The 1,040-nt window shown below is 45.3% G+C and carries 1 protein-coding gene; it reads right to left on the bottom strand.

Annotated elements, in window-relative coordinates; all coding sequences use genetic code 11:
- Positions 1–632: 632 nt before the first annotated feature.
- Positions 633–893 (bottom strand): GIY-YIG nuclease family protein, encoded by a 261-nt coding sequence (locus D6694_10085; protein RMH40421.1) that lies wholly within the window; start codon positions 891–893, stop codon positions 633–635.
- Positions 894–1,040: the final 147 nt, after the last annotated feature.

Below are 1,040 nucleotides of genomic sequence, written 5' to 3'. Positions count from 1 at the left end.
GATGAAACTGCCGCCACGTATTGTACTAATGTCGTGGGTATCGTATATGAAACTGTCAATATTTACAGCTTCAACTTGCACATAATATGGCATATTTACCTCCTTGAGAAAGGGAATATTATATGCGTTCAGCAATAGATACGAACAACGTTCAAGTTAAAATTCGAGAAATAATACGATCGAGCAACGCAATGAGAATGTGTCGCTGAAAAGTTGGAGAGTTTTTCCCGTTTACCAAAAGCATAAGCCCCACTCAATTTGTTTCGAGATACAACGAAAAACTCCACTTCGCCTTAAAAATGGCTACGGGCTATAACGCAAGTATCAGATAGGGTCGGAAGGGCAAAAGCATGCCGCTATCGGAAAGGCCTGGGGGGATGGATTGCTTTTGTCTTCCCCTACTATTTTCCGGGGATCAGAAAACAGTTTCAAATCAACCCACTCTTATATATAAAAAACAATTGGCCAGGCGTCAAGGAAAAAATTACAGGTAGAGAGCTAATGCAGAAAAAGGCGTCTGATTTCGAGAATCTCGCAAACTAAAAATGGAGCTTAGCACTCCTTTTTAGCTTACTGATTAGCGGGGGCAGGATTTGAACCTGCGTCCGTCAACTGACGGATATGAGCCCTACTCACTTCTCGGCACGCTCACGAATCAGGCGCCAAATAAAATCCCGGCCACGGCTGCTCTTTAATTCACGCTCGCGGCGCATCGCTGTGGACTTTGTTGCGAACTCCTCCCGATAAATCAACTCCCATGGACGATAGCGCACCGTCCACCCCTTATGCGACAGTTCGTTGTGCGAACGTAAGCGTTGAGCCAGATCGGATGTATACCCAACATAAATCTTATCATAAGCCGCGGAATACAATACATAAACCGTGTAGCTCATCGACTACTCCCAAGATATACTACAAAACAAAAAAGGGAATCATTGCGATTCCCTTTTCCTATGAGTAGCGGGGGCAGGATTTGAACCTGCGTCCGTCAACTGACGGATATGAGCCCTACTCACTTCTCGGCACGCTCACGAATCAGG

It is taken from the genome of Gammaproteobacteria bacterium (assembly GCA_003696665.1).
Taxonomy (GTDB): Bacteria; Pseudomonadota; Gammaproteobacteria; order Enterobacterales.
The sequence above is the reverse complement of the archived record's forward strand: the minus strand, read 5'-3'. Positions and strand labels throughout refer to the sequence as shown.

What these genes read in the sequence shown, in the direction of transcription:
- D6694_10085 (RMH40421.1), bottom strand. Translation starts at nt 893, where the DNA reads ATGAGCTACACGGTTTATGTATTGTATTCCGCGGCTTATGATAAGATT.